Origin of the sequence: Pseudomonas sp. PSB11, from assembly GCF_014596605.1 — a bacterium.
GTDB classification, from domain to species: Bacteria; Pseudomonadota; Gammaproteobacteria; order Pseudomonadales; family Pseudomonadaceae; genus Aquipseudomonas; species Aquipseudomonas umsongensis.
The window spans coordinates 283,076-308,861 of the sequence record NZ_NOIO01000002.1 but is presented as its reverse complement, the minus strand read 5'-3'; the positions used below and the strand labels follow the sequence as shown (position 1 = coordinate 308,861).

Genomic DNA, 25,786 nt, shown 5'->3' with positions numbered 1-25,786 from the left:
GCCTGATGACCTGTTTGCGAGACCGATATGAAAAACGATCCGCTACTTCAGCCTTATCGCCTCAAGCATTTGACCTTGCGCAACCGTATCATGACCACCTCCCATGAACCGGCTTACCCGGAAGACGGGATGCCGAAAAAGCTCTACCGGGCCTATCACGTCGAACGTGCCAAAGCCGGTGTAGCCATGACCATGACCGCAGGCTCCGCTGCGATCTCCCGTGACAGCCCGCCCGTGTTCAACAACATTTTGGCCTACAAGGACGAAGTGGTCGGCTGGATGAAAGACCTGACCGACGAGTGCCATGAACATGGTGCGGCGGTGATGATCCAGCTCACTCACCTGGGCCGGCGTACCCGCTGGGACAAAGGCGACTGGCTACCGGTGGTGTCGCCCTCCCACAATCAGGAGCCCGCACACCGCGCCTTCCCCAAGCAGCTCGAACAGTGGGACATCGACCGCATCATTCGCGACTACGCCGATGCCGCCGAACGCATGAAAGCCGCCGGCCTGGACGGCATCGAGCTGCAAGCCTACGGTCACTTGATGGACCAGTTCTGGTCGCCGCTGACCAACGAACTGGAAGGGCCGTATGGCGGCTCGCTGCAAAACCGCCTGCGCTTTACCTTCGATGTGCTCACGGCCATTCGCAAACGCGTGGGCCCGGAATTTATCGTCGGCATTCGCTACACCGGGGACGAAGTCCTCGCTGGCGGCCTGCAAAAAGAGGAGGGCTTGCAGATCTCCCAACTGTTGAAAGACAGTGGCATGATCGACTTCCTCAATGTGATCCGCGGCAACATCGCCACCGACGCCGGGCTGACCGACATCATCCCGATCCAGGGCATGCGCAATGCCCCGCACCTGGATTTTGCCGGCGAAATCAAGGCGCTGACCGGCTTCCCGACCTTCCATGCAGCGAAAATTCCCGACGTGGCCACGGCGCGTCATGCCATTGCCTCGGGGCTGGTGGACATGGTCGGCATGACCCGCGCGCACATGACCGACCCGCACATCGTGCGCAAGATCATCGAAGGCCGTGAAGACGATATCCGCCCTTGCGTGGGCGCCAACTATTGCCTGGACCGCATTTACAACGCTGGCGCTGCCTACTGCATCCACAACGCCGCGACCGGGCGTGAAACCACCATGCCTCATGAAATACCCAAGGCTGCGCACAAGCGCAAAGTGGTGATTGTCGGCGCCGGCCCTGGTGGCCTGGAAGCGGCTCGGGTGGCAGGAGAGCGCGGCCACGAGGTGGTGGTGTATGAGCTGGCGGACAAACCCGGCGGACAGATTCGCCTGACCGCGCAGTCCGAGCGGCGCAAGGAAATGATCAGCATCATCGATTGGCGCATGGCGCAATGCGAGCGCCTTGGCGTGACGTTTCACTTCAACACCTGGGCAGACACCGCGATTGTTCTCGACGAAAATGCCGACGTGGTGATCGTGGCGACCGGGGGCCTGCCGCACACCGAAGTGCTGGAACGCGGCAATCAATTCCTGGTTTCAAGCTGGGACATTATTTCCGGTGACGTGAAGCCTGGGCGCAATGTGCTGGTGTACGACGATGCGGGCGACCACGCCGGCCTGCAAGCCGCCGAATTCATCGCCCGCAGTGGCGCCAAGACTGAAATCATGACCCCCGACCGCTCGTTCGCGCCGGAAGTCATGGGCATGAACCTGGTGCCCTACATGCGCTCGTTGCAGCAACTGGACACCACCTTTACCGTCACCTACCGGCTCAAGGCTGTGGAGAAACAAGGCGACCAGTTTCTGGCTACGATCGGCACCGATTACAGTGACCTGACTAAAACACGCCGGGTGGATCAGGTGGTGGTCAACCACGGCACCCGGCCGCTGGATGAACTGTATTTCGAACTCAAGCCCCTGGCCAGCAACGAGGGCGCCGTGGAGTACATGGACCTGATTGTCGGCAAGCCGCAAACCGTTGCGAGCAACCCCGAAGGGCGCTTCCAGTTGTTCCGCATTGGTGATGCCGTGGCGTCGCGCAATACCCATGCGGCCATCTACGATGCCCTGCGGCTGGTCAAGGACCTCTAGCTGCCGTGTGTCGCCCACCACGATAAAGACAGCCGTCACCTGATTTAGAAGCCTTTAGTTACTGCCCCAACAGTTGGACTGATTGAATTTGATGAACATCAAACTCTTCCCAGCGGAGGTTGTTGCATGCATACGGGTTCTGATTCCATTGAGCTGCTCACGGCGTTAACCGAACGCGACCTGCGCTTTCGCAGCGATGCCAAGGTCACTGAACATGCCCTGGCGCCGGTCGACACGGCGTTACTTGATGCGTATAGCGCCATCGACCGCAAAGCCCTGCGTCATTACCGCCTGGAGCGTATTCGCGAGCAACTGCGTGCCCAGGATTACGCCGGCATTCTGTTGGCCGATCCGATCAATATTCGCTATGCCACCGACACCAATAACCTCGGTTTGTGGGTGATGCACTCGCCCAGCCGCTATGTGTTCGTGGCCACCGACGGCCCGGTGGTGCTGTTCGAGTTCACCAGCAGCCGGCACAACAGCGAGCACGTGGAAACCATCGATGAAATTCGCCCGGCGATTCCCTGGCTGTATTTTCTTGCCGGCCCCCGCGTGCAGGAAAAAGCCGAGCGCTGGGCCCGGGAAGTGGCGGACCTGATGACCCGCCACGGTGGCGGCAATCGCCGCTTGGCGGTGGACCGTTGTGACCCTTGGGGCGCGCAGCGCCTGACGCATAAGGGCATTGAACTGTTCGATGCGCAGCCGTTGATGGAGCAGGCACGCTTGATCAAGTCGGCGGAAGAGGTGGCCAGCCACCGGGTCTCCATGGGCGTGTGCGACCTGGCCATTGCCCGGATGCGCACAAGCCTGGTGCCGGGGGTCACTGAAAACCAGCTGTGGAGCATCATGCACGGGACTAATGTCGCGCACGGCGGGGAATGGGCCGAAAGCCGCTTGCTCAGCTCCGGGCCGCGCACCAATCCGTGGTTCCAGGACGCCACCGACAAGGTCATCAAGGCCGGTGAGATGGTCTGTTTTGACACCGACATGGTCGGGCCCGGTGGTTACCTTTCGGACATCTCTCGCAGCTTCGTCTGCCCCGGCAAGGCGCCGACAACGGCCCAGCGCGACTTGCTGGAAATCGCCTCGCAGCAGATCAACCACAACGTCGAACTGCTGCGCCCGGGCCTGTCCTTTCGCGAGTTTGCCGAACACTGTTGGCCTGTGCCCAAGCGCTTTGAGCACAACCGCTACATGATGATGCTGCACGGAGTCGGCCTGGTGGACGAGTACCCCAGCGTCGCCTACGCCGTGGATTTCGCCGAGTGGGGTTACGACGGCCTGTTCGAGGAAAACATGGTGGTGTCGGTGGAAAGTTACATCGGTGAACAAGGCGGTGGGGAAGGGGTGAAGCTCGAAGAACAGGTGCTGATCAGCGCCAACGGGCCGATAAAACTTTCGCGCACGCCCTTAGTCGACGGCGATCGATAGCTGGAGCAAAAACATGAGCAGTATGACCGTGATCGAATCCGCGCCCTCCTTGGCACCGCGCCCGGTGGCCAGCGCCGAACCGTTCTTGCGCCTGGAGGGAATTCATAAGCAGTTTGGCCCCTATCCCGTCCTGCACGACGTGTGTTTTGAAATGAGCAAGGGCGAGGTGGTGGCCATTATCGGGCCCAGTGGTTCGGGCAAGAGTACCTTGCTGCGCTGTATCAATCAGTTGGAGCCGCCGACCCAGGGCCGGGTCAGTATGGATGGCGTGCACATCGAAGCTGGCAAGGCGTTACCCCGTACGGAGCTGCTCAAGCTACGCCGGCGCATTGGCATGGTGTTCCAGTCGTTTAATCTTTTTCCGCACCTGACGGTACTGCGCAATGTCAGCCTGGCGCAAATCCGTACCTTGGGCCGCAGCGCCAAAGAGGCCGACGCCCGTTCCATGCAACTGCTCGAACGCGTGGGGTTGGCCGACAAGGCCCAGCATTATCCGGCGCGCTGTTCCGGTGGCCAGCAACAACGGATCGCCATCGCCCGCGCCCTGGCACTGGACCCTGAATTGATGCTGTTCGATGAGCCGACCTCGGCGCTGGACCCCGAGCTAGGCCTGGAGGTGCTGGCGGTGATGAAAGAGCTCGCCTGCGAAGGCATGTCGATGATCGTCGTGACCCACGAAATGCACTTCGCCGAAACCGTGTCCGACCGCGTGGTGGTGATGGCCGAGGGGCGAATCATCGAGCAGGGGCCGAGCCAGCAAGTGATGCGCCAGCCCGAGCATGAACGGGTGATCCAGTTCCTCCAGGCCGTGAGGAATCGCTGATGCAAGACATCCTGATGATGCTGTTGAACGGTGTGCCGTGGACCATTGCGGTCACCGTGCTTGCCTTCTGCGTCGGTGTGGTGCTGGGGTTTCCGATCTGTGCCCTGCGCCTGTCCAGGGTCAAGCCCCTGCGTTTTCTGGCGGCCATGCTGGTGCTGACCCTGCGCTCCATTCCGCCGATTGTCTGGCTGTTTTTCATCTTCTTTGGCATTGGTGGCGGCTATATCAGCCTGTCGCCGTTTACCGCGGCAGTCGTCGGCCTGGGGCTGATTACGGCGGCGCACATGTCCGAGGTGTACCGCGGTGCTTTCGCGGCCATTCCCGCCGGGCAATTCGAAGCCGCCTATGTGCTTAACCTGTCGGCATCGCAACGGTTTTTCGATGTGGTGTTACCGCAGTTGGTGCGCATCGCCATTCCCACCTCGGCCACCTACGCTATTGGCCTGCTCAAGGATTCGGCGGTGGCCTCGACCATTGGCGTCGGCGATATCAGCTTCCAGGCCTATCAAGTTTCACAACAAACCTTTCAGGGCCTGAGCGTCTACAGCGCGGCGGCGGTGGTTTACCTGGTGCTCAGCGTGCCGGTGGCCTTGTTCTCCCGTTGGCTCTCGGCCTCGTTGAAACAGAGGATTGCCCGATGAGCGAACTGCTGACGATGTGGGCCCAATGGCTGCCGGAGTTGTGGAAGGGCTTTGTGTTGTCGATGCAGGTCACGGCGGTGAGCCTGGGCCTGGGTATTGTCCTGGGGCTGGTGCTGGCACTCGGTGTCTCGGCCCCGAGCCGCTGGTTGCGTTACCCGTCTTTGGTCATCGTGGAGTTTGGGCGCGGTGCGCCAGCGTTGATCCTGCTGCAGTATTTTTACTTTGGCCTGCCCAGCGTCAACCTGACCTTGACCTCGTTCTGGGCTGCCGCGCTGGCCATGGCGTACTGCACGGCGGCCTACACCAGTGAAATCATTCGCGGTGGCATCGAGGCGGTGGCCCCAGGGCAAACCGAGGCCGCTGAGGTGATCGGCCTCAACCGATTCGACGCCCTGCGCTTTGTGATCCTGCCTCAGGCCTTGCGGGTAGCGCTGCCGTCGTTGCTGGGGTTTTCGATCATGATGTTCCAGGCTTCGTCGCTGTGTTTCACCATCGCCCTGCCAGAAATTGTCAGCCGGGCGTCCTCCATAGGTTCCTCCACGTTCGAGTACATGCCGGTGCTGATCCTGGCCGGTTTGATGTATGCCGCTGTCTGTGCTCCGGCAACCCTGGGCGTGGCGGCGCTGGAAAAAAGACTGGCACCCAGCCAGCCATAACAACAAATGCCACTCACGCCGTTTTCGGCTGCTGCTCTCTTATTGCAAAGGTGACGTCATGACTCGCTCATTCAAACATTTTACCCGTTGGATGTTCTTGTGTTCGACCCTGGCTGGCGCGCCGTACGCCCTGGCCGAATGCACCCCGGCAAACCAGTTTGAAACCATTACGCCGGGTGTGCTGACCGTGGCGGCGTATGTCTTCCCGCCTTACTCGATACCGGGGCCGAACAACCAGTTGAGCGGCGTGGATGGCGAGATCATCAAGCGCATCGCCGAGCGCGAATGCCTGAAGGTCAAGACCATGGTGGTGGACACCGCTGCGGTGGTGCAGGCGGTGGTGGCAAAGCGCGCCGATGTCGGCATCGGTGACTGGTACCGCACGGCAGAGCGCAGCAAGGCGTTGGGGTTGTCGGCACCGTTGTACCTGGACGTGATGGGCATTATTTCGGATGAGGGCTACACGAAGATTTCCGAACTGGACGGCAAGCGCATCGGCACCGTGCAGGGCTACCTCTGGGTGGACGATTTGAAGAAAGCCTTTGGCGATAATCTGGTGCTCTACCCGAACCCGGTGGCCATGGCCCAGGACCTGGCGTCCAAGCGCATCCAGGTCGGCGCCGACAGCTTCGCGGTGGGGGTCTCTTCGCAGCAGAAGGGCGCGTACCCCGGCAAGAGCATCAGGGTGTCCGAGCCCGATCAACGGGTCAAGGCCACGCTTGAGCCTGGGCAGAGCGCCTTCCCGTACACCAAGTCCAACGCAGCCTTGGGCGAGGCGCTGGGCAAGAACATCCAGGCCTTGCATGCCTCGGGCGAAATCGCTGAAATCCTCGCCTCGTTTGGCCTGGACCGCGAGGCTGCGAAGGTGGGTGAGCCAAGGATGATCCAGTAAAGATAATCAACTGGACGAGCAGGAGCGGCCAGCGCAGCTCCTGCAAGTTCTCAAGCTGCGGCACACCTACAATCCGAGAATATTGAAGCCACCATGGACGACGATAAACCCCACAAGCGCCTGTCTCTGGCCGAGGCCACCACCTTCGCACAACAACTCTGCCTGGCCCACGGTACCAGCCAGGCCGTGGCCTCGGCGCTTGCCAACGCCACGGTATCAGCCCAGGCCCATGGCCAACACGAGGTCGGTTTCGGGCATTTGCCTGATTACCTCAGCGGCTTTGCCACCGGCCGAATCGCCAGGGCTGCGGAGCCCATCGTGACCCAGGTCGCGCCGGCCATGATCCGCTGCGACGCGGCCCAAGGCATCGCGCAACTGGGGTTCGATCGCGCTTTCCCGGCGCTGTGCAGCAATGCGCATCAACTGGGTATCGCCCTGTTTGCGCAGTTCAACGCTTTCACCTGTGGCGAATTGGGCTATTACACCCGTCGCCTGGCGCGCGAGGGGCTGGTCGCGTTGGCGTTCACCAATGGCTCACCGCTGCTCACCGTGGCGGGCCAGAGCCGGCCGCTGTACTCCACCAACCCCATCGCATTGGCCGCCGCCAGTGCTGCAGGTCGTTTACTGGCGATTGACCAAGCCAGCAGCGCCACGGCCTACGTCAACCTGCTTCGGGCCGCTGAAGCGGGGGAGGCGATACCGCCAGGCTGGGCGGTTGATGCACAAGGCAATGAAACGCGCAGCGCGCGGGAGGCATTGCACGGGACGTTGCTGGCATTCGGGGGCGGTCGCGGCGCCAACATCGCGTTGATGGTCGAGGTGCTCGCGGCGGGTTTGACGGGGGCCAACTGGTCGTTGGATGCAGCCGATTTCCGTTCCGGCAGCGAATCCCCAGGGTCAGGCATGCTGGTGATTGGCATTGCTCCCAGGTTGCTGGACGAGTGCTTTGCTTCACGGCTGGGCGAGCAGATGACGCGGCTTGAAACCTTGGGCGTTTACCTGCCGGGCAAGGCCAAAGAGCAAGCCTATGCCCGTGCGGTCCGCGAGGGCATCAGCCTGCCGTTATCGGTGTACGACGCGTTCAAGGCGCAGGTGGAATAGTCAAACCCTCCGCCACCGCCGGCCGCGGCAGAAAACGCTCAAGCGCGGCGGTCACGTTGGGCCGTGCTTGCCCGGCTGCTGTCATTGCGCTACCGGCCAGGCATTGCTACGGCCGATCATGACGCTTTAGGCCCGGGAGCCTGCAACGCACCCTTCAGGGCGCCCATGACCATGTCATGCAGCAGCTTGCGCCGTGTTCCCTTGCTCGCTGTTGACTCTGCAATCCAGGCCGGCAGTTGGTTGAGCAGGGACACGATGCCGCTCAAGGTAGAGCGCAGGGTGACGCTCGCCGGTACACCGGTGAGCTGTTCAATCGTGGTCACCAGGTGTTCCTCGTAGCGCCTGCGCAACGCCAGGATCGAGCCAAGCTGTTCGCTGTCCAGGCAATGGAGGTCATGCTCGGCCAGGCGAAAATGCGCGCCCATGCGCTCATGCAACAGCAAGTGCGTTTCAAGCAACGCGTGCAGTCGTACCGCGGGGCTGGATTTGCGCCGGTTCACCAGGCGGGCACCCTGCAGCAACTGTTCGTAGAGCTCCTCGATCAACTCGAACAGCAGTGCCTCCTTGCTGTCGATGTGGTTGTAGATGGAGCCGACCTTGATCCCCAGATAAGCCGCCAGTTCGCGCATGCTGACCCGGCTGAAACCACATCGGGCGAACAGCTCGAGGGCTTTTTGCCGGGTTTCCAGGTAGCGGGAGTGGTGCACCTGGTCGATGGCCCCCGCAAACGAAGAGCCGGGGCGGGAGGCAATGGGTTGCGAGGCTGTCATCTAGGCGATACCTCCATCGTTGCTGATCCATTTCAAAGGCGAAACTGCCCCAATAGCCGATTGAGATGGCCCGCCAGTTGACCCAGGTTCTGGCTGGCCTCGTTGGACTGGTCCGCCGCCAGGGCATTCTCGTGGGCCAGCGAGGCGGCGTGGGTGACATTCTGGTTGATGTCCTCGACCACGTGGGATTGCTCCAGGGTGGCACTGGCAATCGAGGCGTTCAGTTCAGTGAGATTGCGCAGCGCGGTGATGACCAGGTGCAGGCTTTCACCGGTTTCGCGGGCCTGTACCACGGTTTGGCGAGCGGCCTGGCTGCTGGCATTGATGACATCGACCGCCGCTTCGGAGTTGCCCTGCAGGCGTTCGATCATGCCCTGGATCTGCGCGGTGGACTGCTGGGTGCGCTGCGCCAGCAGGCGCACTTCGTCTGCCACCACGGCGAAGTCACGACCCTGTTCACCCGCGCGCGCGGCCTCGATGGCTGCGTTCAGCGCCAGCAGGTTGGTCTGCTCGGCGATGGCGCGGATCACCTCCAGCACGCTGCCGATCTGCGTGCTTTCCTGCGCCAGGCTCTGGATCACTTCGACAGCCTGGCCGATGGTCTCGGACAACTGGTCGATCTGGCGCAGGCTGCTGTCGATGTTGTGCTGGCCCTGGCGTGCCTGCTCATCGGCCTGGCGTACTTCATTGGCCGCGTGTTCGGCGTTCTTCGCCACGTCCTGCACGGCATAGGACACTTCGTGGATGGCGGCGGCCACCAGTTCCATTTGCTGGGATTGCTGTTGGCTGTGGCGCTGGCTGTTGCTGGCAATCTCGCCAAGCGATTGCGAGGCCTGGTCGAGGTTGCCGGCGGTCTGCATGGACTGGCCGATCACGGCGCGCAGCTTGTGGGTGAACGCGTTGAAGTGGCTGCTCAGGGCGGTCAGCTCATCGCGCCAGCGACTGTCCAGGTTGTGGGTCAGGTCGGCTTCGCCGCTGGCGATGTTCTCCATGGCATTGACCACCTGCGCCAGGGGCAAGGCGATGCTGCGGGCGATCAGCAGGATCAGCGCGCTGAGCAGCAGGGCGATGGTCAGTACGATGACGAAAGCCTGTATCAGCTGGCGGCGGAACTCCACTTGTACGTCGTCGACGTAGATGCCCGAGCCGACGATCCAGCCCCAGGGCTTGAACAGTTCGACATAGGAAACCTTCTCCACCGGCGCGTCGGAGCCCGGCTTTGGCCAGCGGTAGTGCACCAGGCCGGAGCCGTCGCGGTTTGCCACGGCGACCATCTCGTCGAACAGTGCCTTGCCGTCAGGGTCGAGGGTGCCCGCCATGCGCTTGCCCTCGAGCTTGGCGTTGGGGTGCATGACCATGCGTGTGTCGAGGTCTTCGATCCAGAAGTAGTCGTCGTGGCCGTAGCGCAGGTTGCGTATGACCGCGCTGGCCTGTTGCTGCGCTTGTCCACGCTCGAGACCCTGGCCTTCCAGGGTCTGGAAATGACGCAGGATGCCGCTGACGGTCTCGACCACGTGACGGGTTTTCAGGGCCTTGGCCGCATAGAGATCGTCATGGTTCTGCTTGAGCATCAGGCCGGCGAGAATCAGCAGCATCAGGATGGACGTCAGCAAGATCAACCACAGGCGGCGGCTGATGGAAAAATTACGCAGGCCGAGCATGGGCAACTCCAGAAGGGGCAGGCAAGGGGGCAGCCGGCGCGCAGGGCGCGTCCGGCCAAGGGCTCAGAGCGCGTAGTGGGCCAGCTCCCGGGCGATCAGCAGGCGTTGCACCTCGCTGGTGCCTTCGTAGATCTGGGTGATGCGCGCATCGCGGTAGTAGCGCTCCACGGGGTAGTCCTCCAGGTAGCCATAACCACCATGGATCTGCAGGGCGCTGGAGCACACGCGCTCAGCCATTTCCGAGGCGAACAGCTTGGCCTGGGACGCTTCTGACAAGCACGGTTGCCCGGCGCTTTTCAGGCGCGCGGCATGCAGCACCAGCAGGCGGGCAGCATTGAGCCGGGTGTGCATATCGGCGAGCAGGTTGGACACGCTCTGGTGTTCGATGATCGGCTTGGCAAACTGGATGCGTTCGCGGGCATACCCCAGCGCAGCCTCGAAGGCGGCGCGGGCGATGCCCAGGGACTGGGCGGCGATGCCGATGCGACCGCCTTCAAGGTTGGACAGGGCAATGGCCAGGCCCTTGCCGCGCTCGCCAAGCAAATGGTCCTGGGGGATCGTGCAGTTATCCAGCGTCACCGCGCAGGTATCGGAGGCCTTGATCCCCATCTTGTGTTCGCTGCGATCGACCACGAAGCCGGGATTGTCGGTGGGCACCAGGAACGCCGACAGGCCCTTCTTGCCCAGTTCCGGATCGGTGACGGCAAAGACAATGGCCAGCTTGGCGCGCTTGCCGTTGCTGACGAATTGCTTGGCACCATTAAGTACCCACTGACCGTCGCGCAGTTCGGCGCGCGTGCGCAAGTTGTGCGCTTCGGTGCCCGCCTGTGGCTCGGTCAGGCAGAAGCAGCCAATGGCCTGGCCGCTGGCCAGGAGCGGCAGCCAGGTGTCTTGCTGGGAAGGGCTGCCATATTTGAGCAGCGGGCCGCAGCCCACTGAGTTGTGGATGCTCATCAAGGCGCCGAGGGCGCCGTCGCCGGCCGAGATTTCCTCTACGGCCAGGGCGTAGGCCACATAGTCGGTGTAACTGCCACCCCAGGTGTCCGGCACCACCATGCCCAGCAGCCCCAGTTCACCCATCTGCGCCACCACGGCATCATCGATCCAACCAGCCTTTTCCCAGGCCTGGGCCTGCGGGCCGACTTCGCTGCGGGCGAAGTCGCGTGCCATGTCGCGGATCATGCGTTGTTCTTCGGTCAATTCGATATCGTGCATTGCGAGTCTCCTGCCGTTCAGGCGGTACGAAGGGGTTTGCCAGAGGCCGGGCGAAAGTCGCTGAAGAAAGCCTGCACCCGCGCAGGCACCAGTTCCGCCAGGGTTGGCGGGTTCCAGCGTGGGGTCTTGTCCTTGTCGATGATCAGTGCGCGCACACCTTCCATCAGGTCGCCCTTGTCGAACCACTGGTAGTCCAGGTGCAGCTCCAGGGCAAAACAGTCGGCCAGGCTCAGGTATCGACCGCGGCGCAACAGTTCCAGGGTCGTAGCCATTGCCAGTGGCGAGCGGCTGTCGAGCAGCGCGACTGTCTGTTCGGCCCAGTCGCGCAGCTCGGGACGTTGCTCGCGCTGCAGCGCATTGCGAATCGCCGACACATCAGGCAGGGAGAAATAGTCATCGATCACCTGGCGGTAAGCCTTGAGTTCCGATCCGGCAATACGCTCGGCGGCCAGCCCCGCCAGCAGGTCTTGCAAGTCTTCTGCGGGCGCACGGGTCCAGTTCAAGTGATCCAGGGCGGCATCCAGTTCGACCAGGCGCTCGCTGGGCAGGTAGTAGTCGGCGAGGTCGGCATAGAGCGCATCGGCGGCCCGTACCTGGCAGCCGGTGACGCCCAGGTAGATACCCAGCTCACCGGGAAGCCGCGGCAGGAAATAGCTGCCACCGACATCGGGGAAAAAGCCGATGCCGACTTCCGGCATGCCCATGCGCGTGCGCTCGGTGATCACCCGCAGCGAAGCCGCCTGCGCCAGGCCCATGCCGCCGCCCAGAACGAAACCGTCCAGCAGCGCCAGCACCGGTTTGGCGTAGCCGTGCAGGTATTCTTCCAGGGCGTATTCCTCTTCGAGGAACAGCTCGTGCAGGTTGCTACCGGCCTGGTGACTGTCGTACAGCATGCGAATGTCGCCACCGGCGCAGAACGCTTTTTCCCCGGCGCCACGGACAGTGACGGCGACGATGTCGGGGTCCTGCTCCCAGGCCCGCAGGTGCCGCCAAAGCAGCGTCACCATGGGCAGGTCCAGGGTGTTCAGCGCGCTGGGCCGGTTCAGCGTGAGGTGGCCAATGCGGTTACGCACGCTGGCCAATACCGGGACTGCCTGCCCGCTCATGCCTGAACTTCCCCTTGGAACAGTTTGATGATGGCGGAGAAGTCCAGGCCGCCATGACCTTGCAGGCTGAAGGTCTGGTACAGCTGCTGCGCGGCAGCACCGAGCACCACCGGCTGGCGCGCGTGTTTCGCCGCTTCGGTAGCGAGGCTGAGATCCTTGAGCATCAGGTCGGTGCCGAAGCCGCCACTGTAACCGCGCGAGGCCGGCGCATTTTCCAGCACGCCCGGGAACGGATTATTGATCTCCGAACTCCAGCAGCGACCGGTGGAGGTGCCGATGACACCGGCCAGCACCTTGGCGTCCATGCCCAGGGCCACACCCAGGGCCATGGCCTCGGCGACGCCGACCATGGAGATGCCGAGCAGCATGTTGTTGGCGATCTTGGCCACCTGGCCGTTACCGGCTTCGCCGCAGCGCACGATGTTCCTGCCCATGGCCGAGAGGATCGGCAAGGCCTGGTCGAATACGCTGACGGGGCCGCCGACCATGAACGTCAGGGTGCCCGCCGTCGCACCGCCGGTGCCGCCGGAGACCGGCGCGTCGAGCATCGGGTTGCCTTGGGCAAGGGCGATTTTGGAAACTTCGCGCGCACTCAGCGGGTCGATGGTCGAACTGTCTATCAACAGCACACCTGGGCCGATGTTGGCCAACAGGCCGTCCTTGGCGCCATAGACCTGCTTCACGTGGTGTGCGGTTGGCAGCATGGTGATGATCACTTCAACCCCGGCCTTGGCCACGCCTGCGGGTGAGTCGGCGGCGCTGGCGCCGGCCTCCACCAACGCGGCGACTGCCTGCGCGAAGGGATCGAAGACGGTCAGGCGATGGCCTGCCTTGAGCAGGTTGCGGGCCATCGGGCCGCCCATGTTGCCGAGGCCGAGAAATCCGATATGCATGATGACTACCTTTTGCGTGTGGTGGCGAGGGGATGAATCCCCTCGCCACAGATCATTTGAGGGTGATAGTGGTGTTCACCGCGCCCACGACGTCGTCTTCGTCGAACCAGCGCTGGGTGATCGTCTTGGTCTGGGTGTAGAAGGTCACCACTTGCTTGCCGTAAGGGCCCAGGTCGCCGAGCTTGGAGGCGCGCGAACCAGAGAAGGAGAACAGCGGGACCGGTACCGGGATCGGCACGTTGATGCCCACCTGGCCAACGTCGATTTCTTCCTGGAAGTGGCGGGCCGCCGCGCCCGAGCGGGTGAACAGGGCGGTACCGTTGCCATTGGGGTTGGCGTTGATGATCTCGATCGCCTCGCTCAGGCTGGCGGCCTGCATGACGCACAGCACCGGGCCGAAGATTTCTTCGCGGTACACGGACATTTGCGCGGTGACGTTGGAGAAGATGGTCGGGCCGACGAAGTTGCCGTCCTGGTAGCCAGGCACGCTCGGGTTGCGGCCATCCAGTTCGAGCTTGGCGCCTTCTTCGATGCCACTGGCGATCAGGCTGTTGACGCGATCCAGGGCAGCGCAGGAAATGACCGGGCCGATGTCGGTGCCAGGTTCGGTGCCGCCATTGATTTTGAGGGTTTTGGTCCGCTCGATCAGGTCCGGCAACCAGGTCTGCGCTTCACCTACCAGAATCACTACCGGCAGGGCCATGCAGCGCTGGCCAGCGGCGCCGAAGGAGGCGCCCAGCAGGTTGTTCAAGGTCTGCTGCTTGTTGGCATCGGGCAGGACGATGGCATGGTTCTTCGCGCCCATCATGCACTGTGCGCGTTTGCCGTTCTGCGTGGCGCGGTTGTAGACGTGAGTGCCGACCTTGGTCGAACCCACGAAGGACACGGCCTTGATGTCCGGATGATCACAAATCAGGTTCACCGCATCGACGCCGCCGTGGATGACGTTGAGTACGCCCTTGGGTACACCGGCCTCCAGCGCCAGTTCGACCAGGCGCATGGTCACCAGCGGGTCTTGTTCGGACGGCTTGAGGACGAAGGTGTTGCCGGTGGCGATGGCCATCGGGAACATCCACAACGGGATCATCGCCGGGAAGTTGAACGGGGTGATGCCGGCGCACACGCCCAGCGGCTGCATCAAGGTGTAGGTGTCGACGCCGTTCGCGACGTTGTTGGCCAACTCGCCCATCTGCAGGTTACCGATGGAGGTGGCGTGCTCGACCACTTCCAGGCCGCGGAACACATCACCTTCGGCATCCGGCAGGGTCTTGCCCTGTTCGGCGGTGAGCAGGGCGGCGAGTTCCTTGATGTTCTCGCGGATCAGCTGCTGGTACTTGAAGAAGATCCGCGAGCGGGCGCCGATTGGCGTCTTGCGCCAGGTCTTGAAGGCTTCCTTGGCGCTGGCCACGGCGGCATCCATTTCCTCGGCGGTGGCGAATGGCACACGAGCGAGGATTTCCTGGGTGGCCGGGTTGACCACGTTGCGCCACTCGGTGCTGCGCGATTCGACGAACTCGCCGTTGATGAGGAGCTTGACGCTTGGAACGCTGGATGAGGTCATTTTCGGGTCCTGTCTGCTTTCTTTGAGTCGAGTGAGGCCCCTCGGCCTGGTTGGCCGAGTGGTCGGATGTGAGTTTCAGGAGGGCCGGCGCACCGGCCCGGGTTCAGCCCTTGAGCTGAGGGAAGTCTTCTTCGAAGTACTCTTGTGCGCCGCGCGCGTCACTCTGCCGACGCTGCACTTCCATCTGGCGCAGCTCCACCCGACGGATTTTCCCGGAGATGGTCTTGGGCAGCTCGGTGACGAACTCGATGCGTCGCACTCGCTTGTACGGCGCCAGGTGCTCGCGGGCGAAGGCGAGGATATTGCCGGCAAGCTCGGCGCTGCCGGGTTCGTCATGGGCCAGGATCAGGAACGCCTTGGGCACGGCCAGGCGCAGCGGGTCGGGGCTGGGGACCACGGCGCATTCCATCACCGCCGGGTGCTCGATCAGAGCGCTCTCCAGTTCGAAGGGGCTGATGCGGTAGTCGGAGGCCTTGAACACGTCGTCGGCGCGACCGACAAAGGTGACGTAGCCATCATCGTCGATCTGCGCGGTGTCGCCGGTGCGGTAGTAACCGTCGCGCATCACCTCGGCGGTTTTTTCCGGGCTGTGCTCATAGCACAGCATCAGGCCAAGTGGCCGCACGTCCAGCGGCAAGGCGACTTCGCCCTCATTGCCAGGGGCCCCGTCGGGGTCGAGCATGGTCACTCGGTAGCCCGGCAGCGGCCGGCCCATGGAGCCGGGCTTGAGCAATTGGCCGGGCGTATTGCCGACCAGGGCGGTGGTTTCAGACTGGCCGAAACCGTCGCGCAATGGCAAGTCCCAGGCATGCAGGATCTGCTCGATGATTTCCGGGTTGAGCGGCTCACCGGCGCCCACCAGTTCGCGCAGGCACAGGCGCTCCTTGTAACTGGCCAGGTCCTCCTGGATCAGCATGCGCCAGACCGTGGGCGGGGCGCACAGGCTGGTGACGCCATAGCGCTCCAGGGCACCCAGCAGGGCAGGGGCGCTGAAGCGCGCGACGTTATGGATGAAGATGCAGGCGCCGGCGTTCCAGGGGGCAAAGAGGCAACTCCAGGCGTGCTTGGCCCAGCCCGGTGACGAGATGTTCAAGTGCAGGTCGCCCGGCTGCAGGCCGATCCAGTACATGGTCGACAAGTGGCCGACCGGATAGCTCTGGTGGCTGTGCAACACCATCTTGGGCTTGGAGGTGGTGCCGGAGGTGAAGTACAGCAGCATCGGGTCGGTGGCCAGGGTGCGACCCTCGCTTTCGAACTGCTCGGAGTATTCGCTGGCGGCGCTGTGGGGTGTCCAGCCGGCGGGGGCCGGGCCGACGCAGACGCGGCTGCAGCCTTCACCCAGGCCGTCGAACTTGTCGACATGGGCGGCACCGACCACCAGATGGCGAACCTGGCCACGTTCGATGCGGTCGGCCAGGTCATCGCAAGTCAGCAGTGCGGTGGCAGGGATGACCACGGCGCCCAGCTTGAAGGCGGCCAGCATGGTTTCCCACAGGGCGACGTCGTTGCCGAGCATCAGCAGGATGCGCTCGCCACGGCGCACACCAAGGGCACGCAGGTGGTTGGCCACCTGGTTGGAACGCGCGGCCAGTTGCTGGAAGCTGTAGCGCTGTTCGCTGCCGTCTTCTTCGACGATCCACAGGGCGTTGGCCTGGTTGCCCTCGGCCATGGCATCGAAGTAATCCAGCGCCCAGTTGAATTCGTTCAGTTGCGGCCAACGGAAGTCCCGCGTGGCAGTGGCGTAGTCGGTACGATGGGCCAGCAGGAAATCACGAGCTTTGATGAAGGGTTGGCAGTTGCTGTTCATTGGAGTCTCCATCGATCGCGGGGGCGATCGGCGCGGTAACGGGTACGGGAGGGTCAGGCGGCGAGGGGCGCTTCGCTGCGGGCGGCGGTGCGTACATGACGCGTGCGGGTACCTGGGAGCGGGGAGACGATGGCAAGCATGGATGTCTTCACGGTGTATGCCCTTGTTTGTTTTTGTTGGGTCTGGCCCGGATCATGACCGGTGCTTGAGTCCAGTATATGCATGCAAAAATGAATTAAAAATGCTCATAAAAGCCGGTGCGTTGTGCAGAAAAGTCATAGCTGTGGCGCGCTGGGTGGCAGGCCGATCGCACTGTCAGGTCATGCGGGGCGCCCTTACTGAAGGCGCCAGGCTTGCCGGCGAAGGCGTCTTGAGGGCCAATGGGGATTTTGTGACTGAGTACATATCCATTTCTGCGGTAACGGCCACTTATGGTTTCGCCCTTACGGCGAGTCACTTGGAAGAGCCCCAAGTAACCAAGGGCTCTTGCCCCTGGCGTTCGGTGCCTCGCTAAGGCTCGGCATGCCCTCGCTCCGGTCCTGCTCCGTGGGTCGCCGCGAAGGGCCATCCATGGCCCAGCGCGGCTAAACCGGCATCCATGCCGGTTTACCCACTGCGCAGAACCTCCACTCGGCCTCTCGATGGGGCAAGAAAATCAAAAGCCAAAGCCAAAGCCAAAGCCAAAGCAAAAGCAAAATCAAAAGCGAGGCGGCCTTAAAGCCGACCTGATTGCAGCCCTGTCCGCGATCCCCTGTAGGAGCGAGCATGCTCCGGGCGGCGTTCCGACGATGGTCGTCAACGATAACGCGGGGCACCTGGTAGCCCGCAGTGCTTTCAGGTTCATCGCGAGCATGCTCGCTCCTAAAGGGGAGCGAGGTTCACCCCTCAAAGTCAGGTCGGCTTTAAGGTCGCCTCGCTTTGCTGTCGATCGCGGGCGACCCACGGAGCAATGCCTTCGTTCTGGCATGCCGAGCCCAAGCGAGGCACCGAGTGGCGGAGGAGATTTACCAGAGCGCCAGGGTATAGCTGAGGATCAGTCGGTTCTCATCCAGGTCACTGCCGAAATGGGTCGAGCGCACCGTCGCGTTGCGCCACTTCACGCCGACATTTTTCAGCGGCCCGCTCTGGACGACATAACCAATGTCGGTATCCCGTTCCCACTCCTTGCCTTCCGGGCGGTTTGCGCCCAGGTCGATGTTGTCACCCGTGAGGTAGCGGGTCATGAAAGTCAGGCCCGGTAAGCCAATGGCCGCAAAGTTGTAGTCGTAGCGCGCCTGCCAGGACTGTTCGTCCTTGCTGGCAAAGTCCCCGATCTGCACGAAGTTCACCAGGAAAGCGTCGGTGCCGTTGACGTAGGCGTAGCCGGTATCGCCGCTCATGCCTTGATAACCGAGGCCCAACGCATGCCCACCAAGGTTGTAGGTAAACATCGCGCCAATAGCGTTGTTATCGACATTGCTGCCCCCATCGTCCGTTGAACGGGCGAAGCGCAGATCCGTCTTCAACGACTGGCCGGTCGTCACTGGCAACACGTAGGTCAGGTTGACCAGGTGCTGGCTGTAGAAGTTGTCGAGGTGACCGTAGCTATAGCCGGTGGCGAGGTTGCTGGTCCATTTGTAGTTCAGGCTGGCGAAATCGAAGCGGTCGCTGTCGATGTGACGTGTGGTAATGCCCTTGGCGCCCGTTCGGGTGATGCCCATGTCCTCGTAGTCCGAGGAGTCGCGCTGATTGACCTGCGTCAGGCGCCCGGCATCCACGGTCAGGCCTTCGAGTTCCAGCGACGTCAACTGACCGCCCTTGAAGGTTTGCGGCAACAACCGTGAATCGTTAGCCAGTACCGTCGGCAGCTTCGGCAGCAACGTGCCGAGTTTCAGTGTGCTTTTGGAAGCACGCACTTTGGCGGTCAGCCCCAGTTCGCCATACTCGTCCTGCGCACCCTTGCTCGTGTCGCGATGGCGTTTGAGCAGGCCGGAACCTGCGCGATCAGGGCTTGAGTCGAGCTTGACGCCGACCAGTCCGATGGCATCGAAACCGACACCGATCAACCCTTCGGTGAAGCCCGATTCATAGCGCAGCAGGAAGCCTTGGGCCCATTCCTCTTGTTTGGATTGGGCGGCGTTGGCCTGACGATAATCTCGGTTGAAGTAAAAATTGCGCAGCTCCAGGCTGGCCTTGCTGTCTTTGATGAAGTCCGCGTGGGCCTGAGTGGCAAGGCTGGTGCCTGCGAGGAATAGACTGAAAAGGGTAGGTTTCATGTTTGTCTCTTGTTGTTATGGGCAAGCCGATCCCGCACTGGCCGTGGCCGGTGGAGGGAAGGCTGGTTGGCGGTGCCCTGGCCGGCGGCGCAGGGCGGGCGTAAAAAAGCGCGAAGCCAAGGGGCGCACTCGCGCTCGGGGCATTGGCCCCGCAAACACTGCAGCGTCAGTGACTGCTGGCCATGGCAGCGCCGAGGCCGGTCTGGGCGCGCACGAACTGATCGGCATAGGCCGCGCGTTCACGATCGGCACGCTCGCTGCGGTCCAGCCTGGACACGACCACTATGACCAGGAAGGCCAGCGGCATGGAGAACAGTGCTGGCTGGTCGTAGGGGAAGATTGCCTGGGCATGGCCCAGTACACCGACCCACACCGACGGCGAACCGATGACCAACGCCAGGGCGCTGACCAGTCCGGTCAAGCCGCCGTAGAGGGCGCCGCGGGTGGTCAGGCCACCCCAGTACATGGCCATGATCAATACCGGGAAATTTGCCGAGGCGGCGATGCCGAACGTCAGGCCGACCAGGAAGGCGATGTTCTGGCCTTCGAACAGAATGCCCAGGGAGATTGCGACAATGCCCAGGCCGACAGTGGCGATGCGCGACACGCGCATTTCCTGCTTCTCGTCCGCCTTGCCCTTCTTGAATACCGAGGCATACAGGTCGTGGGAGATCGCCGATGCGCCGGCCAGGGCCAGGCCGGCTACCACTGCAAGGATGGTGGCGAAGGCAACGGCGGAAAGGAATCCCAGAAACAGGTTGCCGCCCACCGCTTTGGCCAGGTGCATGGCTACCATGTTGCCGCCGCCGATCATGGCACCGCCGAGCTTACCGTCGACGTAGTACTGCGGGTCTGTGCCGACGATGACGATGGCGGTGTAGCCCAGGATGCAGACCACGAGGAAGAAAAAGCCGATGAACACCGTGGCAAACAACACCGATTTGCGCGCCTCCTTGGCATTGGGCACGGTGAAGAAGCGCATCAGGATGTGCGGCAGGCCGGCGATACCGAAGACGAGGCCCAGGGACAGTGACACCGCGTTGACCGGATCGGCCAGCAAGGTGCCCGGGCCCATGATCTGCACGCCGCTGGCATGCACCGCTACGGCCTGGGCCGACAGTGTCTCGAAGCTGAAGCCGAAGCGGCTCAGGGCCATCAACATCAGGGTCGTGCCGCCCGCCAGCAGCAGGACCGCCTTGGTGATCTGCACCCAGGTGGTCGCCAGCATGCCGCCGAAGATCACATAGACCAGCATCAGCAGCCCGACCACCACCACCGCCGTGCGATAGTCGAGGCCGAACAGCAGCTTGATCAGTTGGCCGGCACCGACCATCTGCACCACCAGGTAGCAACACACCACCGTCAGCGAGCCGAGGGCGGCGAAGCTGCGCACGCGAGTCTGGTCCAGGCGCAGGGAGACGATGTCGGCGAAGGTGTAGCGGCCCAGGTTGCGCAGGCGCTCGGCCATCAGGAAGGTGACGATGGGCCAGCCGACGAAGAAACCGATGATGTAGATGAAGCCGTCATAGCCCTTGGTGAACACCAGGCTCGAGAGCCCCAGCAACGTGGCGGCAGACATGTAGTCCCCGGCGATCGCCAGGCCATTCTGCAAGCCTGTGATACCGCCTCCGGCACTGTAGAAGTCGGCAGCGGAACGCGTACGGCGGGACGCCCACCAGGTGATCAGCAAAGTGGCGAGGACGAAGACGAAGAACATGCCGATGGCATGCACATTGAGCGGTTGTTTCTCGGCAGTGAGGGGGGCGGCGGTGGCCAGCAGGGGGCTGAAGGCGAGCAGGGCGAGTAGGGGTTTCATGCGCGGGTCTCCTGCAGGATCTGCGCGCTGAGCGCGTCGAAGCGGGTGTTGGCGGTGTGCACATACCAGGCGGTCAACAACCAGGACAGCAGGATAATCGCCACGCCAATCGGCATGCCGAGGCTCAGGTGACTGCCGTCGTACATTGGCAAGTGCAGCCAGGCGGGTGCAAAGGCCACGACCATGATGAAGCTGTAGTAAACCGCCAGGACCACGGCGCTCAGGGACCAGGCCAGCAGCGAGCGTTGGCGCGTAAGGCGTTGGAAGTTGGGATTGGCCCTGACCTGGGCGCAGATCTGGACATGGTTCGGATGGTCGGTCGTCATCGTGAGGCTCCGCTTTTTTAATTGTTGTTTGTCGGCCTTTTGAGGGGCGTACGGGTACCCGGGCGACGTTCCGAAACGGAGCGTCACCTGAATGCTGCTGGAGTCGTTGCTGCCCTGGCGATCTTCCGGAGGCGAGGGGATGTTGATGGCGAAATCGGGTGCCAACAGGGGGCCCGCCGCATGAGCCCGCGGTGGGTACGAATGCGACAGATTGCACTGCCGCGCAGTTGCCTTTTTTCGCCTTGAAAACAGGCTTTTGAGCCTGCATTCAGGCCGTCAGCCCTGATTGAACTCTGGGCCTTTCCGCTTGCGAAATGCTGCTGGTAAAACCAGGCTGGATGCGAGTATATGTTGGCTAATTTCCAATAAGAATTGGCAGAAAAGCCTGATGAATATGCAAAATCGCACAACGCAAAACCAAGTGAATTGGGACGATATGCGTTTTTTTCTCGAGGTCGCCCGTGCGCGCACCGCCAGTGGCGCAGCACGTCGCCTGGGGGTGGACTACACCACGGTGTCGCGGCGCATTCGCGCCCTTGAGCAAAGCCTTGGTGCGCTGCTTTTCGAGAAGTCCCGTGCGTCGGGTTTCGTCATGACGGTCGAGGGGCAGCGCCTGATCAGTCACGCCGAATCATTGGAAAGTACATTGCTGGCAGCGTGCGAGCAGGTATCGGGAACCACCGCGGGGCTCGCCGGGCACTTGCGCATCGGCTGTACCGAAGCGTTCGGCTCCTGCTTCATCACCACGCAGATGAGCCATTTCATCATTCACTATCCGCACATCTCGGTGGACATCCTGCCGGTCCCGCACTTCGTCAACCTGTCACGGCGCGAGGCGGACATTGCCATCACCCTGGAGCGTCCTGAACGGGGTCCCTACGTGTGCTCGCGCCTGTGCGACTATCGCTTGCGCCTGTACGCGACACCGCAGTACCTGGCCAGTCATCCACCGATTACCAGCAGCGAGGATTTGGCCAGTCACCCGTTCGTGACCTACGTCGAGGACCTGGCCTTCAGCTTCAAGCTGCTCTACCTGAACGACCTGCTGCCCGGCGCGCACAGCCGCCTGCGCAGCACCAGCGTAGTCTCCCAGTACCATGCGGCGCTGGAAGGGCGAGCGCTGGCCATCTTGCCCTGCTTCCTCGCCGGTCCCGATCCACGCTTGTGCGAAGTGTTGCCCCATGAGGTCGAGGTCACTCGACAGTTCTGGATGTACTACAGCGAGGATTTGCGCAAGCTCAAGCGCATCACTTTGGTCGCCGACTATTTGCGTGCCTGCGCGGAACTCAATCAGCCACTGCTGATGGGCGAGTCCCGTGTGATGGCGTACTTGCCGTCGCCCTGAGTTGAACCACTGATTTGCGGTCACCGAAAAAAATAAAAACAGGTGTCTCCATGCTTCTCGACCATGCGCTGCTGACTGATGTCAGCGGCAAACCGATACGCCAGCAGCACAAAGTTTTTTCAACCGAGTGGGATGAAATCAGCGCCTGGTCGGATCGCGTATACATGCCCTATCGTGTCACCCCCAAAGGGCAAGCCATCAAGCCTCGCGCCACCATGCATTCATCCAGGATTGGCGAGTTGACGCTGACCCGTTTTGGCTATGGCGTGGCGGTGAGCGTCGATGATTTTTCGCCTGAGGCGGGGAATGCCTTGCTGCTCACCACCATTGGCGGCAATGCCCGGCATTGGACACAACGTTCAGTCACTGAAGATACGGCAGTGGGTGAGTCCTACATTGCCGATTGCAGTCGTGTCGAATACCGGGTTGACCTGGATCCGGATCACCTGCAACTGAATTTGACCCTGCCTCATGCAGTGTTGGAGCAGATGGCGCAGCAGTGGTTTGGGTTCGTGCCCGACGATCGATTCTGGAGGCATAAGTGCGTCATCGGTGGGGTTGGTTCGAGCTGGCTAAGTCTGCTGGAGTACACGGTTCGCTGTGTTGCCGAAGCTGGCGAACACATGACTGAGGGACGTATGGGGGCTCATCTGCAGCAAGCCCTGTGCGTTCATCTGTTGCGAGAGTGGGCTGGCCGCGCCGCACAAGCCGGACTTGATTTCAACAGTCCAAAGAACCGGATTGCGCCCCGCTACGTGAGGGCTGCCGAAGAATTCATGAGTGCCAATGCAGCCAGCCTGCCGACGATGGCAGAGGTTGCCAGTGCGGTCGGGACCAGCGTGCGGGCATTGAGCGGGGCCTTCTCGCGCTTTCGCGGCATGACGCCCGGTGCGTTCCTGCGCGAACAGCGGCTACAGGGAGTGCGCCGCGATTTATTGGTGGCAGATCCAGCGTCGGGCGCGACAGTTTCTGCCATTGCCTTTCGATGGGGTTATCTGAACCTGGGGGATTTCGCGGGGCTCTATCGCAAGCGTTTCAGTGAACTGCCGTCACAAACCTTGCAGCGCCGGTTGCGCTAGCGGCTTGATGAAAAAAAGGGCACCGAGAGTAACGTCAAAGCCACTCTCGGTGCCCACCAACCCAGCCAATCGCAGCGGGTCAGAACACCCACAGCAGCCGTAGGTTAACCCGCTGTTCTTCCTTGAAACCATTGTCGACCGATACGTCCTGGCCGTAATTGAGCAGGGCCTGGAAGGTCGGGGTCATCCAGTAGGATCCTCCGACACGATACTTGCTGGTACCGGGTTCATCGTTCTGGTCCTGGCCATCGATGCGCGTCTCGCCGCCCCAGAGTTGAGACGCGCCGACGTGTACCGACAGCTTGGGTGTCACGGCGTACCTCAGGTAGGTCTGGGCTTGCCATAGCGGCTTCTGGCGCAACGTCAGGCCTTGACTCGTGAGATCGTCATTCTTGCCGAACAGCGTGACGTCGGCGGTGAGGTCCAGGGACAATCTGTCAGTGAGGCCGGTCACATAACCGGTCTGCAACGTCATCTTCCAACGGTTTTCACCGAGGTTGAGTATATCGTTGCGGTCATAGCTACCGGTCGGCACGAACACGTAGGGCGCGATGCCCCAGTAGCGGTTCTTCGCCGGATCGTTCACGAGCCACAGGGTCGAGGCCAGAATCAGATCACCCGTGCCACTGGTGTGTCCCAAGGCGTCGTTGTCGCGTGTTCCTTCCAGGCGACCGAAGGGCAACAGGAACTGTGTATTGATCGTGTAGTCCCCCAACTGCTGGTAATTGGCGACGCGCAGTATGCCGATATCCGAGTCGAGTCCCGCTTTGATCGCAACCTTGTGACCGTCACTGTAGAGCGACCGCCGCTCGGCATGCTGCAGGTAGAGCAAGCCGATATTGCTGCCGGCTGGAAGCGCAGCGGCGTATTCGCCGGCGTCCACATCGATGGCTTGGGCGTTGCCGGCCAGGGTGGCCAGCAGCAATGCGGCACCGATCGTTGAAGTATCCAATGCGCAAGCTGAGAAACGAGCGCGCACAGGGGTACGCGTGGAGATCTCCATGAGTCACCTGTTTTTGTTCTTGTAGGTTTTAGAGAGGGGTGAATCAGGAGCCGGCTCAGCGGCTCAGGTTGCGGTAGGCCGCCGTTTCGAAATCCAGATAACCCTGGGTCGATACAGGGTCTACGAATGGCAGTATCTGGGTGGCCCAAAAGCCACCGATGCCATTCTTGCGATCGATCCAATAGAAGAGATTGGCCAATCCAGCCCACGCCAAGGAACCCGCGGGGCGACCGGTGGGAGCGTCTTGTTCGTTGATCATGAAACTCAACGCCCACGACTTTGGCATGCCGGGGAAGAATTCCGCAGTATGGGAAATACTCGGAATCACGCAGGGAAGGGCTTTTATCTTCAGGTTGTCGAGGCCGTTTTGTTCGGCGAAACGAATCGTCTCCGGCTTCAGGATCCGTCCGTGATCGCCTTGTCCATCGTTCAGCCAGGCGCGGATGAACAGGCAGTAATCCTTGACTGTCGAAAACAAGCCATGGCCTCCCATATGCACTTCGGGTTCGGGCGGGAGGAGGGAGCCTTCGACCGGGCTCAGCGATCCATCCTCTTCACGCTGGTGCATGCCAGCCCGTCGCTGGAGCATTGACGGGGTCATGGTGAAGGCCGTGTCGGTCATGCCCAGAGGCTCAAAAATACGCTGTTGCATGACTTCGCCCAGGCGCTTGCCGGTAATGGCCTCGACCACCAGACCGGCCCAGTCCATGTTGGAACCGTATTCCCACTGCTCACCAGGCTCGAACAGCAAGGGCGTTTTCAGGGCAGCCAACGATCCGCTGATGATGCTGGGTTGTCGTTGTTCCTGGACCAGCCTGTTGTAGTGTTCGTTGAAGAATTCGTAACCCAGGCCTGCGGTATGAAGCAGGAGCATTCGGGTGGTGATGTGATTTTTCGCAGGGCGAAGCCGTGGGGTGCCGTCGCTATCAAACCCTTCGAGCACCTTGAGTTCGCCGATCATCGGCAGGTAGTCCCTGGCGGGCGCATCGAGATCCAGTCGGCCTTCCTCGACCAACTGGAGCACGGCGGTGGCGGTTATCGCTTTGGTCGTGGAAAACATCGCGAAAACACTGTCGGTCGTCATTGCCCCTGTTTGACCGAGCGTTCGTTGCCCTGAAGCACCCTCGTAGAGCAAACCGTCTCGCCCGGTGACGGCAGCGACGACGCCTGGGACGCGCTGCTGCCCAACTGTGACGGTATCGAGTATCTGGTCGAATGCTGATGTAGAACCTGGATTCATTATTCTTATTCTCCTTAAACCCAACCCTGGTGCGCTTGGCTAGCGCCGGGAGCGGGATGTGCAGTGACAGGACTGATTGGGCCGACGTGAAGCGATGA

21 protein-coding genes are annotated in these 25,786 nt (G+C 62.0%); 9 read left to right on the top strand and 12 right to left on the bottom strand.

Annotated elements, in window-relative coordinates:
* Positions 1-27: 27 nt before the first annotated feature.
* The 7 genes from CGA21_RS04435 to CGA21_RS04405 all read left to right on the top strand — a co-directional run bounded on the left by CGA21_RS04435 (position 28) and on the right by CGA21_RS04405 (position 7,611).
* Positions 28-2,064 (top strand): NADH:flavin oxidoreductase, encoded by a 2,037-nt coding sequence (locus CGA21_RS04435; RefSeq protein WP_110752471.1) that lies wholly within the window; start codon positions 28-30, stop codon positions 2,062-2,064.
* 126 nt (positions 2,065-2,190) lie between these two features.
* Positions 2,191-3,498: a M24 family metallopeptidase gene (locus tag CGA21_RS04430; RefSeq protein WP_188263621.1), complete on the top strand. Its 1,308-nt coding sequence runs from the start codon at positions 2,191-2,193 to the stop codon at positions 3,496-3,498.
* 13 nt (positions 3,499-3,511) lie between these two features.
* A complete protein-coding gene (locus CGA21_RS04425) occupies positions 3,512-4,321 on the top strand; it encodes an amino acid ABC transporter ATP-binding protein (RefSeq protein ID WP_020800489.1) in 810 nt (269 codons plus the stop codon).
* Complete coding sequence (locus CGA21_RS04420; RefSeq protein WP_110752473.1) at positions 4,321-4,962, top strand: amino acid ABC transporter permease; 642 nt, start codon at positions 4,321-4,323, stop codon at positions 4,960-4,962. The genes CGA21_RS04425 and CGA21_RS04420 overlap by 1 nt, the downstream gene beginning before the upstream one ends.
* Entirely contained in the window at positions 4,959-5,618 is a 660-nt protein-coding gene (locus tag CGA21_RS04415) for an amino acid ABC transporter permease (protein ID WP_110752474.1), read from the top strand. The genes CGA21_RS04420 and CGA21_RS04415 overlap by 4 nt, the downstream gene beginning before the upstream one ends.
* A 58-nt stretch (positions 5,619-5,676) precedes the next feature.
* Entirely contained in the window at positions 5,677-6,510 is an 834-nt protein-coding gene (locus CGA21_RS04410) for a substrate-binding periplasmic protein (protein ID WP_110752476.1), read from the top strand.
* A gap of 93 nt (positions 6,511-6,603) precedes the next feature.
* On the top strand, positions 6,604-7,611 hold the full coding sequence (locus tag CGA21_RS04405; RefSeq protein WP_110752478.1) for an Ldh family oxidoreductase: 1,008 nt from the start codon (positions 6,604-6,606) through the stop codon (positions 7,609-7,611).
* A gap of 116 nt (positions 7,612-7,727) precedes the next feature.
* Here CGA21_RS04405 and CGA21_RS04400 read toward each other — a convergent pair whose 3' ends face one another.
* The 10 genes from CGA21_RS04400 to CGA21_RS04355 form a co-directional block, all read right to left on the bottom strand.
* A complete protein-coding gene (locus tag CGA21_RS04400; RefSeq protein WP_188263620.1) occupies positions 7,728-8,381 on the bottom strand; it encodes a TetR/AcrR family transcriptional regulator in 654 nt (217 codons plus the stop codon).
* A 32-nt stretch (positions 8,382-8,413) separates the two neighbouring features.
* A complete protein-coding gene (locus CGA21_RS04395; protein WP_188263619.1) occupies positions 8,414-10,042 on the bottom strand; it encodes a methyl-accepting chemotaxis protein in 1,629 nt (542 codons plus the stop codon).
* 63 nt (positions 10,043-10,105) lie between these two features.
* Positions 10,106-11,257: an acyl-CoA dehydrogenase family protein gene (locus tag CGA21_RS04390; RefSeq protein WP_020800496.1), complete on the bottom strand. Its 1,152-nt coding sequence runs from the start codon at positions 11,255-11,257 to the stop codon at positions 10,106-10,108.
* Between the two features lie 17 nt (positions 11,258-11,274).
* On the bottom strand, positions 11,275-12,363 hold the full coding sequence (locus tag CGA21_RS04385; protein WP_188263618.1) for an enoyl-CoA hydratase/isomerase family protein: 1,089 nt from the start codon (positions 12,361-12,363) through the stop codon (positions 11,275-11,277).
* Complete coding sequence (gene mmsB / locus CGA21_RS04380; RefSeq protein ID WP_188263617.1) at positions 12,360-13,256, bottom strand: 3-hydroxyisobutyrate dehydrogenase; 897 nt, start codon at positions 13,254-13,256, stop codon at positions 12,360-12,362. The genes CGA21_RS04385 and mmsB overlap by 4 nt, the downstream gene beginning before the upstream one ends.
* A gap of 52 nt (positions 13,257-13,308) precedes the next feature.
* Positions 13,309-14,817, bottom strand: a complete 1,509-nt coding sequence (locus CGA21_RS04375) for a CoA-acylating methylmalonate-semialdehyde dehydrogenase (protein WP_188263616.1) — start codon at positions 14,815-14,817, stop codon at positions 13,309-13,311.
* A 103-nt stretch (positions 14,818-14,920) separates the two neighbouring features.
* Complete coding sequence (locus CGA21_RS04370) at positions 14,921-16,624, bottom strand: AMP-binding protein (protein ID WP_188263615.1); 1,704 nt, start codon at positions 16,622-16,624, stop codon at positions 14,921-14,923.
* A gap of 1,004 nt (positions 16,625-17,628) precedes the next feature.
* Positions 17,629-18,879: an OprD family porin gene (locus CGA21_RS04365; protein ID WP_188263614.1), complete on the bottom strand. Its 1,251-nt coding sequence runs from the start codon at positions 18,877-18,879 to the stop codon at positions 17,629-17,631.
* Between the two features lie 166 nt (positions 18,880-19,045).
* The gene (locus CGA21_RS04360; protein ID WP_110752494.1) at positions 19,046-20,695 is read right to left on the bottom strand and encodes a cation acetate symporter; all 1,650 of its coding nucleotides are present in this window, start codon (positions 20,693-20,695) and stop codon (positions 19,046-19,048) included.
* Positions 20,692-21,021 (bottom strand): DUF485 domain-containing protein, encoded by a 330-nt coding sequence (locus tag CGA21_RS04355; protein ID WP_020800907.1) that lies wholly within the window; start codon positions 21,019-21,021, stop codon positions 20,692-20,694. The genes CGA21_RS04360 and CGA21_RS04355 overlap by 4 nt, the downstream gene beginning before the upstream one ends.
* A gap of 388 nt (positions 21,022-21,409) precedes the next feature.
* On the opposite strand from CGA21_RS04355, the gene CGA21_RS04350 reads away from it, so the two are divergent.
* Both CGA21_RS04350 and CGA21_RS04345 read left to right on the top strand, forming a co-directional pair.
* The gene (locus CGA21_RS04350; protein ID WP_188263613.1) at positions 21,410-22,366 is read left to right on the top strand and encodes a LysR family transcriptional regulator; all 957 of its coding nucleotides are present in this window, start codon (positions 21,410-21,412) and stop codon (positions 22,364-22,366) included.
* A gap of 50 nt (positions 22,367-22,416) precedes the next feature.
* Complete coding sequence (locus CGA21_RS04345; protein WP_188263686.1) at positions 22,417-23,445, top strand: AraC family transcriptional regulator; 1,029 nt, start codon at positions 22,417-22,419, stop codon at positions 23,443-23,445.
* A 79-nt stretch (positions 23,446-23,524) separates the two neighbouring features.
* Here CGA21_RS04345 and CGA21_RS04340 read toward each other — a convergent pair whose 3' ends face one another.
* Together CGA21_RS04340 and CGA21_RS04335 are read right to left on the bottom strand one after the other, a co-directional pair.
* Complete coding sequence (locus CGA21_RS04340) at positions 23,525-24,448, bottom strand: transporter (RefSeq protein WP_188263612.1); 924 nt, start codon at positions 24,446-24,448, stop codon at positions 23,525-23,527.
* Between the two features lie 55 nt (positions 24,449-24,503).
* Positions 24,504-25,688 (bottom strand): serine hydrolase domain-containing protein, encoded by a 1,185-nt coding sequence (locus tag CGA21_RS04335; RefSeq protein ID WP_188263611.1) that lies wholly within the window; start codon positions 25,686-25,688, stop codon positions 24,504-24,506.
* Positions 25,689-25,786 lie beyond the last annotated feature (98 nt).